The sequence below is a fragment of the Actinomadura logoneensis genome (assembly GCF_003428695.1).
GTDB lineage: Bacteria > Actinomycetota > Actinomycetes > Streptosporangiales > Streptosporangiaceae > Spirillospora > Spirillospora logoneensis.
In genome coordinates this window covers 1-9,176 of record NZ_QURH01000970.1, presented here as the reverse complement: position 1 = coordinate 9,176, position 9,176 = coordinate 1, and the positions used below count along the sequence as shown (strand labels likewise).

Annotated in this window: 8 protein-coding genes; 1 reads left to right on the top strand and 7 read right to left on the bottom strand. The window is 72.9% G+C overall.

Annotated elements, in window-relative coordinates:
* The 3 genes from DZF91_RS32920 to DZF91_RS32910 form a co-directional block, all read right to left on the bottom strand.
* The coding region (locus DZF91_RS32920; protein ID WP_328589249.1) for a flavin reductase at positions 1–212 on the bottom strand (212 nt) is incomplete at its 3' end.
* A gap of 50 nt (positions 213–262) precedes the next feature.
* A complete protein-coding gene (gene sppA, locus DZF91_RS32915; protein WP_117360952.1) occupies positions 263–1,966 on the bottom strand; it encodes a signal peptide peptidase SppA in 1,704 nt (567 codons plus the stop codon).
* A gap of 116 nt (positions 1,967–2,082) precedes the next feature.
* Complete coding sequence (locus DZF91_RS32910; RefSeq protein WP_235834745.1) at positions 2,083–2,580, bottom strand: PaaI family thioesterase; 498 nt, start codon at positions 2,578–2,580, stop codon at positions 2,083–2,085.
* Between the two features lie 119 nt (positions 2,581–2,699).
* Between DZF91_RS32910 and DZF91_RS32905 the strand changes: the two genes are divergently transcribed.
* Positions 2,700–3,560 carry an NUDIX hydrolase gene (locus DZF91_RS32905; protein ID WP_117360950.1) on the top strand — a complete coding sequence of 287 codons (861 nt, stop codon included), beginning with the start codon at positions 2,700–2,702 and terminating at the stop codon, positions 3,558–3,560.
* 90 nt (positions 3,561–3,650) lie between these two features.
* Here the strand turns inward: DZF91_RS32905 and DZF91_RS32900 are convergent, their stop codons facing one another.
* The 4 genes from DZF91_RS32900 to DZF91_RS32885 all read right to left on the bottom strand — a co-directional run.
* The gene (locus DZF91_RS32900; protein ID WP_117360949.1) at positions 3,651–4,016 is read right to left on the bottom strand and encodes an ACT domain-containing protein; all 366 of its coding nucleotides are present in this window, start codon (positions 4,014–4,016) and stop codon (positions 3,651–3,653) included.
* A complete protein-coding gene (glgB, locus tag DZF91_RS32895) occupies positions 4,013–6,343 on the bottom strand; it encodes a 1,4-alpha-glucan branching protein GlgB (protein ID WP_117360948.1) in 2,331 nt (776 codons plus the stop codon). Before glgB ends, DZF91_RS32900 begins: the two co-directional genes overlap by 4 nt.
* A 136-nt stretch (positions 6,344–6,479) precedes the next feature.
* The gene (locus tag DZF91_RS32890; protein WP_117360947.1) at positions 6,480–7,739 is read right to left on the bottom strand and encodes a cytochrome P450; all 1,260 of its coding nucleotides are present in this window, start codon (positions 7,737–7,739) and stop codon (positions 6,480–6,482) included.
* A 169-nt stretch (positions 7,740–7,908) separates the two neighbouring features.
* Positions 7,909–9,176 (bottom strand): GH39 family glycosyl hydrolase (locus tag DZF91_RS32885; RefSeq protein ID WP_117360946.1); only part of this gene is annotated, 1,268 nt, incomplete at its 5' end.

Sequence of the window (9,176 nt, the reverse complement as noted above, 5' to 3'; positions counted from 1 at the left end):
GACGGCCGCCCCGCCGCCGCGAACCGGCCGGCCAGCGCCCGCTGCTCGGCGCTCAGCACCGTCGCGGCCCAGCGCGGACGGCGCCGCAGCACCTCGGCGAGGTAGCCGTCCGACGCCACCCCGGCCAGCACCATCGGCGGCTCCAGCGACACCGACATGAACGAGGTGACCGTGGTGCCGAGGTCGTCCCGGCCGTCCCGGACGGTCAGCACCACGACCCCCGTCGCGAACCCCGCGACGGCCTCGGTGAACTCGGTCTCGTTCAGCGGATCTCCCAGGACCCGGGGAGGGTGAGCGGGCCGGCGGCGGGCAGGCCGAGCCGGGCGGCGACCCCGCCGAGCGACCCCCAGCCGTCGAACCGGGCGGACGCGGCGGTGCGGTCCTCGCTGGACTCCGGCGGACGCAGCCGCTCCAGCGGCGAGGTGTGCGGGAACGTCCGGACCGGCGCGTCCGCCGCCAGCCCGGCCTTCTTGCGCGCCAGGTCGAACGCCAGGTCCAGGCCGCCGAGCTCGTCCACCAGGCCGCTCTCCCGCGCGTCCGCGCCCGTCCAGACCCGGCCGCGCGCCAGCTCGTGGACGCGCTCGCGGGACATCCCGCGGCCCTCGGCGGCCTTGCGGGTGAAGTCGGCGTAGATCTGGTCGAGCGAGGCGTTGATCCGCTCCCACTCGGAGTCGCTGAAGTCCTTGGTGGCGCTGAACATGCGGGCGTGCGCGCCGTCCTCGACCGCGCCGAGGCCGATCCCGATCCGGTCGAGCAGCCCGTTCACCACGGCCTTCCCGACCACCACGCCGATCGAGCCGGTGATGGTGCCCGGCTGCGCCACGATCGTGTCGGCGGCCATCGCGACGTAGTAGCCGCCGGACGCCGCGACGTCGCCCATCGACACGACCACCGGCTTGCCCGCCTCGCGCGCGAGGACGACCTCGCGCCAGATCGCGTCGGACGCCACCGCCGACCCGCCCGGGCTGTTCACCCGGAACACGATCGCCCTGACCTTCTCGTCCTTCACCGCCGCGCGGAACGCCGCGCCGACCGTGTCCGAGCCCATCGCGACGCTCTGCCCGGGCAGCGGCCCGCCGCGCCCGCTGCGGCCGAGCCGGATCTGCCCGTGCCCGTTGATCAGCGCGATGCCCTCCTGGCGTCCGGGCTGCGGGATGCGCTTGGCCAGCCCGTGCGTCCGGTTGTACCGCGCGACGTACCTGAGCTGGGCGTCCTCGCCCGCCTTCGCCTTCAGGTGGGCGTACACCTGGTCCCGGTAGCCGAGCTCGTCGACGAGCCCCGCCTCCAGCGCCTCGGACGCCAGCAGCGGACCCTTGTCGGTCAGCTCCCGGACCCGCTCGGGCGTCAGCCCGCGCGCCTCCGCGACGCCGTTCACGAGCTGCTCGCCGAGCGACTCCACCAGCCGGCGGGACGACTCCTCGTGCTCCGGCGTGTACGCCTTCTCCATGAAGGTGTTCGCCATCGTCTTGTACTCGTACCGCTTGGCGAACCGCGGCTGGACGCCCGCCTTCTCCAGCGCCCCGGCGAAGAACGGCTCCTCCAGCGCCACGCCCGTCAGCCCGACCTCGCCGGTCGGCTGGAGGAACACCCGGTCGAACGCCGACGCCAGGTAGTAGGGGACGGTGCCGCGCCCGCCCTCGCCGAACGTCTCGGCCCACGCGACGGTGTACTTGCCCGCCGCGCGCAGCGCGCCCACCGCCTCCCGGACCTCCTGGACGAGCGCCAGCCCGGCCCCTCCCGTCACCTTCACCACCAGCGCCTTCACCCGGGCGTCCGAGCGCGCGCGGCGCAGCCCGTCCAGGACGTCCCGCAGGTGCGTGCGCCGCATGGACAGGAACATCGACAGCGGATCGCCGGGCGGGACCTCCACGATCCCGTCGGTCAGGTCCAGTTCCAGGACCAGGGGGGCGGTGCGGCGTTCGCGCGCCTGCCGGACGACCTTGACAACGTTGCCGGGATCTACCATGGCCCCACCCTATGCAACCCGCCCGCCTTCCGAACGGGACCGCGCCCCGCGCCGCGACCCGAACGGCGAGCCCCCGCGACAGGTGGCCGTGCCCGCGACCGGACGCGGAGGGCGGGTCAGCGGGCGAACGCCTTGTTGGGCAGGACGGACGCGCTGGCCTGCGCGACGAGACGGCCCTCGGAGTCGGTGATCGCGGCGTTGGACACCATGCGGGTGCGTCCGGGGTGCACGCACGTCCCGGTCACCGTGTAGGTCTCCCCGGCCTGCACCGGCCGCAGGTACTCGACGTTCAGGTTGAGGGTCAGCATCGGCATGAAGCGCTCGCAGGTGGACGCCCCCGCCAGGCAGCACGCGTTGTCCAGGATCATCGCCACGTAGCCGCCGTGCACGGTGCCGCCGGGGTTGCACAGCTCCTCGCGGGGGCTCCATCCGAGCCCGATCCGGCCGGGTTCGGCCCCGGTGATGCGCTGGCCGAGGTGGTCGTCCACGGTGGAGAGGTGCGGGAAGCGGCCGTCCGCGATGGCCCGGATCAGCTCGGCCCCGGACAGCTCGTCCCACATGCGGACGTGTTCCGCCTGCGCGGAGACGGCCCGTGCGTGCTCGGTAAGGCTCAACGGAATCTCCCTGGGGGACGGGCGGCGTGGTCGCGGCTGTCGGCGGACGGGTATCCGAAGGCTATTCGGGACAGTGTTGTGCGGGCACTGTGCACTTGGTCACGGCTAAGGTCGCGGACATGGGAGACGGCGACGGCTGGGCACGCTGCGAGCAGGGGCACAAGCACTGGGGACGGTACGGCGCGTCCGGGCTGCTGCCCTACCACCGGGGTCCCGACGGGGTCATCCGCGTCCTGCTGCAGAAGCGCTCGTCCTGGGGGAGCGGGGCCGGCACCTGGGGGATGTTCGGCGGCGCCAACCACAGCCACGAGGACCCGGTGACGGGCGCGATCCGCGAGACGGGCGAGGAGAGCACGTTCGACGCGTCCGGCATCCGGCTCGTCGGCACCCGGACCGAGGACCACGGGAGCTGGTCGTTCACGTCGGTCGTCGCGTCCGTCCCCGAGATGGCGGACGTCCGCGCCGCGTCCTTCGAGACCCGGCGCGCCGCCTGGGTGCCGGTGGACGAGGTCGCGTCGCTCAAGCTGTTCGCGCCGTTCGCCGGATCGTGGCCGGTGCTGCGGGACGCGCTCGCCAGGGTCGTCGTGATCGTGGACGCCGCGAACGTCGTGGGCGCGCGCGCCGAGCACGGCTGGTGGCGCGACCGCGCGGGCGCCAACGCCCGGCTCCGCGACGACCTCGCCGTCCTCACCGAGGGCGTCACCGGGGTGCCCGGCGACCTGGTGCCCTTCGACACCGTCTTCCCCGACGTCGTGCAGGTGGTGGAGGGCGCGGCGCGCGAGGTCCCCTCGGCCGGGCCGGTGGCGGTCAGCGCCGCGCCGGGCAGCGGCGACGACCACATCGTCGAGCTGGTCGCGGGCGCCGGGCCGGACACGCGTCCGCTGGTCGTCACCGCCGACCGCGAGCTCAAGTCCCGCGTCGCCGAGGCGGGCGGGTCCGTCGCCGGACCCCGCTGGCTCCTCGACCGCCTGCGCCGCTGAGCACCGCGACCGCCTGCACCGCTGAAACATCGCGCCCGCGCCGCGCCCTGGGCGTCGCGACCGCGCCGCGCCGTCCGGACGGCGTGACCGCTACGACTTGATCGTGTGACCGGCCTCCCGCAGCGCGGCCGTCGCCGCCTCCAGCTTGTACTCGGGCACCAGCACGAGGTCGGCGTGGTACGTCGAGGCGACGAACACCGACACCCGCGCCTCCGCCAGCGGGGCCACGATGGCGGCGAGCATCCCGGGCGTGTCCAGGGAGTGCGCGGTGGCCCCGCCGTAGAAGCCGACCCAGCGGTCGGCCTCCACGTGCGGCGGGGCCTCACGGAGGACGGTCAGCCCCTCGGGCGCGCGCACGAGGGCCACCCACTCGTCGTCCTCGGGGAACACCGAGTTCGGCAGATGCTCCAGGACGAACTGGTTCGGGACGATGCCGAGGATCTGAGCAGCGGTCATTCCGCCACTGTATTCACGTCCCCGGCCACGATCGCGACCGTGGTCGTTTCCGCGGACGCCGCGGGCTCCTGGTCGTCCTCCGGGACCAGCCAGACGACGCCCAGCGGCGGGACGCGCATCCGGGCCGAGGCGGGCATGGCGTGGAACGCCTCGTCCCGCGCCTGGACGCGGCCCATGTTGCCGACGCCGCTGCCGCCGTACTCGTAGGCGTCGGTGTTGATCAGTTCCCGCCACGCGCCGGAGCGCGGCAGCCCGACCCGGTAGTCCTCGTGGACCTCGCCGGAGAAGTTCACGACGCAGACCAGCGGCGTCCCGTCCTCGGCGTACCGGACGAACGACAGGACGTTGCCCGCCGCGTCGTTGGCGTCGATCCACTGGAAGCCGTCGGGGGACGCGTCGCACTCCCACAGCGCGGGCATCTCGCGGTAGGCGTGGTTGAGGTCGCGCACCAGCCGCTGCACGCCGATGTGGTTCGCGCCCTCGGCGGCGTTGTCCAGGAGCCACCAGTCCAGGGCGCGGCTCTCGGTCCACTCGGCGCCCTGCGCGAACTCCCCGCCCATGAACAGCAGCTGCTTGCCGGGATGGGACCACATGTAGGCCAGCAGCGTCCGCAGCCCCGCGAACTTCTTCCAGGTGTCGCCGGGCATCTTCTCCAGCAGCGACCCCTTCAGGTGCACGACCTCGTCGTGCGACAGGGGCAGGACGTAGTTCTCCGAGAACGCGTACACCAGCGAGAAGGTGATCTCGTTGTGGTGGTAGTTCCGGAACACCGGGTCGTGCTGGAGGTAGTTGAGCGTGTCGTGCATCCAGCCCATGTTCCATTTGAAGCCGAACCCGAGCCCGCCCAGGTGGGTGGGGCGCGAAACCCCTGGCCACGCGGTGGACTCCTCGGCGATCGTGACGATCCCGGGGTTGCGCTTGTAGGCGGTCGCGTTCATCTCCTGGAGGAACGCGATGGCCTCCAGGTTCTCCCGGCCGCCGTAGACGTTGGGCGTCCACTCGCCGTCCTTGCGGGAGTAGTCGAGGTAGAGCATGGAGGCGACGGCGTCCACGCGCAGGCCGTCGATGTGGAACTCCTCCAGCCAGAAGCACGCGTTCGCCACCAGGAAGTTGCGCACCTCGGCGCGGCCGAAGTTGAAGACGTACGTGCCCCAGTCGGGATGCTCGCCCTTGCCCGGATCGGCGTGCTCGTAGAGGGCCGTCCCGTCGAAGCGCGCGAGCGCCCACTCGTCCTTGGGGAAGTGCGCCGGGACCCAGTCGATGATGACGCCGATGCCCGCCTGGTGCAGCCGGTCCACCAGGTACCGGAAGTCGTCGGGCGTCCCGAAACGCGAGGTGGGGGCGTAGTAGGACGTGACCTGGTAGCCCCACGACGGCCCGTACGGATGCTCGGCCACCGGCAGGAACTCCACGTGCGTGAAGCCCATGTCCCGGACGTACCCGGTCAGCTCGTCCGCGAGCTCCCGGTAGGACAGGCCGGTGCGCCACGACCCCAGGTGCACCTCGTAGACGCTCATCGGCTCGTTCAGCCACTGGCGTCCCTTGCGGCGGTCCATCCAGTCGCCGTCGGACCACTCGTAGGACGAGGTGAACACGCGCGACGCCGTGGCCGGGGGCGTCTCGGTGTACGCGGCCATGGGGTCGGCCTTGGTGCGCCACACGCGGTCCGCGCCGAGGATCTCGAACTTGTAGGCGTCGCCGTCGCCCACGCCCGGGACGAACAGCTCCCACACGCCGGTCGATCCGAGCGACCGCATCGGATGGGCGCGACCGTCCCAGTGGTTGAAGTCGCCGACGACGCGCACGCCGTGCGCGGTGGGCGCCCAGACGGCGAACGCCGTGCCGGTGACGGGGCCGAACACCGAGGCGTAGGTCCGGACGCGCGCGCCGAGCGCCCGCCACAGCTCCTCGTGGCGGCCCTCGCTGATGAGGTGCATGTCCAGCTCGCCGAGCGTCGGGAGGTGGCGGTACGGGTCGTCCTGGACGACCTCGGGGCCGCCCGGATAGGTCACCGCGAGCCGGTAGTCGGGCACCGCCTGCGGCGCGCCGGACCCGCCCGCCGAACCCGTCGCGCTCGCCGTGCCGGACAGCGGGGGCCCGGACAGGGACGCGCCGGGCGGCAGCGTCCCGGTGAACACGCCTCCGTGGTAGTGCCGCAGCCGCTTGCGGTCGCCGTTCGGCAGGACGACCTCGACCCGCTCGGCGAGCGGGCGCAGCGCCCGGACCGTCACGCCCGACCGTCCGGGGTGCGCTCCGAGGACGGAGTGCGGGTCGTGGTGCTCGCCTCCGACGAGCCGGTCGATCTCCGCGCGGGTCACTCGAGTCATCGGCACTCCTCCCGGGGGTGGGGGCGATGGGGGCTGGGGGCCTTCCTAGCCATGCCCCGAGATTCGCCGCTCTCACGCGGAAACCGCTCTCACCCCGAATTCGGCCGCCTCCCTCCCGCGGGCCGCGCCGGGTCGGTCAGGGGGCGTCCCAGGTGAAGGGGAGGCGCGTGATGCCGTTGTCGAAGCTGGAGAGCAGGTACTCCGGCTCGCCGGACGCGCGCAGGCCGGGCAGCCTGCCGAACAGCTCCTCGAACATGATGCGCAGCTCCATCCGCGCGAGGTTCGCACCGAGGCAGAGGTGCGGGCCGGGGCCGCCGAAACCGACGTGCGGGTTCGGGGACCGGGTGATGTCGAAGGCGTCCGGGTCGGCGAACACCTCCGGGTCGCGGTTGGCGGCCGGGTAGAACAGCACCACCTTGTCGCCCGCCCGGAGCGGATGCCCGTTCAGCTCGTGGTCGGTGGTGACCGTCCGGCGGAACTGGATGATCGGGGACACGTACCGGACGATCTCCTCGATCGCCGCGCCGATCCCCTCGTCGTACCGGGCCAGCAGCAGTTCGCGCTGGTCGGGATGGTCGGTGAACAGCCTCAGGCCGTGCGCGAGCGCGTTGCGCGTGGTCTCGTTGCCCGCCACCAGCAGCAGGTCGAAGAACGAGCCGAGCTCCTTCACCGAGAGCCGCTCGCCGTCCGGGTTGGCGTTGACGAGCGCCGACACCAGGTCGTCCGACGGGTCCCGACGGCGGGCCTCGCCGAGGCGGGCGACGAGCCGGTGCAGGTCCACGATGGCCTTCAGGTTGCCCGCGAGCAGCCGCATCGTGCGGGGGCTCGCCAGCGACCCGCGCACGCCGGAGTACTCGGTCATCGCGTCGATCCGCGACAGCACGTACGGACGCGTCCGCTCCGGGATGCCCATCATCGAGCAGATCACGTTGATCGGCAGCCGCGCCGCGACCCGCTCGACGAAGTCGCCGGGACCGCCCGCGCGGACGTCGTCCACGATGCGCGCCGCCGTCGCCCGGACGTCGTCCTCGATCCTCGCGAGCATCCGGGGCGTGAACGCGCGGAACACGATGCGCCGCAGCCGCGCGTGCGCGGGGTCGTCCATGTTCACCATCGGCGTGCCGAACACCTTCGACAGCCACGGCGGCGGCTCCGGCGACGTCGCGGCGGGCTCGCTGGAGAACACCTTCGCGTTCCGGCTGGCCGCCACCACGTCCGCGTGCCGGACGAGCGCGTGGAACCCCTTCCCGGAGCGGACGAGCGGGACGCGCGGTTCGGCGAAGTACACCGGCGCGCCGAGCTCGCGCAGCCGCGCGAAGTCCGCGAGCCGCTCCTCCGGCGGACGGTCCCAGAACCGGATGTCGACCAGGTCGATGCCGGTGGCGAGCGTCGTCATCCCGTTCCCCCTGTGTTTGCCGGAACCACCCTGCCTGCCGGCGTCACCGTGCCTGCCGGAACCACCCTGCCTGCCGGAACCACCCTGCCTGTCCGAGCCACCGTGCCTGCCCGAGCCACCGTGCCTCCCGGCACCACCGTGAATGCCGGGACGGCCGTGCCCGCCCGGCTCACCGGGCCGTCCACCTGACCTCGTAGGGCGCGAGGGTGAGGTCCCGGCCGCCCACCGCGGCGGTGATCCGCCGGTCCCGCGTGTTCACGACGACCATCCGGCGCGGCTGCGCCAGCACCCGCACGGACGGGTCGGACGACCGCACGTCCACGAGTCTGGTCTCCGGTGGGAACCAGCGCGTGAAGTTCTGCAGCATGGCCAGATCCGGCGTCCCGCCGCCGCCCCGCGCCGACCCGTACCAGAGGCACCCGGCACAGCTCCCGGACGTCGCCGTCTGCGGGCTCCAGTAGTAGGCGCTGGACGCCCCGCTCCGGACGAACTCCATCATCGCGGCCGTGAGCACCGCGCTCCGGTGCCCGTCCGACCAGTCCGAACCGTCCGGCTCGACGTACCACTCGGCCCACCACACGGGCAGCTTCGGATCCAGCGCGCGCAGCCAGTTCGTCGCGGCGGAGAACTTGCCCAGGGCCTGGAACTCGTCCACCCGGGCGTCCCGCTCCTGCGGGAAGGACGAGCCGTCCACGGCGAGGAAGTCCGCCCCGGCCTTGTGCCGGGACCAGTACTCGACCGCGTCCAGACCGCGCTGGTCCATGCTTCCCCACGGGCCGCGCAACCGCGACGGCGGCCCGGCGGGCGGGCGCCCCGGGGCGTCGCTGTTGAGGACGACGTACGGACCTCCGACCCTGAGCTGCGGATTCACCTTCTTCAGCGCCGTGTAGACCTTGTTGTAGAGCTGTGTGTAGCCCTCGTAGTCCCAGCGGTTGGCTGCGTTGTTCCAGAAGCCTTTGAACTCGTTCCAGACGGTGTAGTACCTCACGTCGGGATAGCGCTGGGCGATCCTGGCGGCGAGGTTCGCGAAGTCGTCGAAGTGCTCGGGCTCGACGGCGTCCTCCAGATGCCGCCAGTCCGTCCCGCCCTGCGGCCCGCCCTTCATCCAGTCGGGCGAGCAGCACAGCGTGACCACCGGGGTGCCGCCGGTCTCGCGGATCACCATCATCCGGTGGTCGAGCGACGCCCAGTCGTACTCGCCGGGGCTCGGCTCCGGATTGTCCAGACCCCAGCCCATGATGGGCGTGACCTGCGGTATCGCGTGCCGGGAGAGGTCGCCGAGCGCCCGCGCGGGGCTGTGCTGCGTGTCCACGCTGACCTGCGTGTGGGTGAAGCCCCAGGCGGGCCAGGTCCGCGGCGCGCCGGGCGCGACCCGGGACGCCGAGGCCGCGGGACCGGACGGCCCGCCTCCGGGCCCGCCCAGCCCGGCCCCTCCGG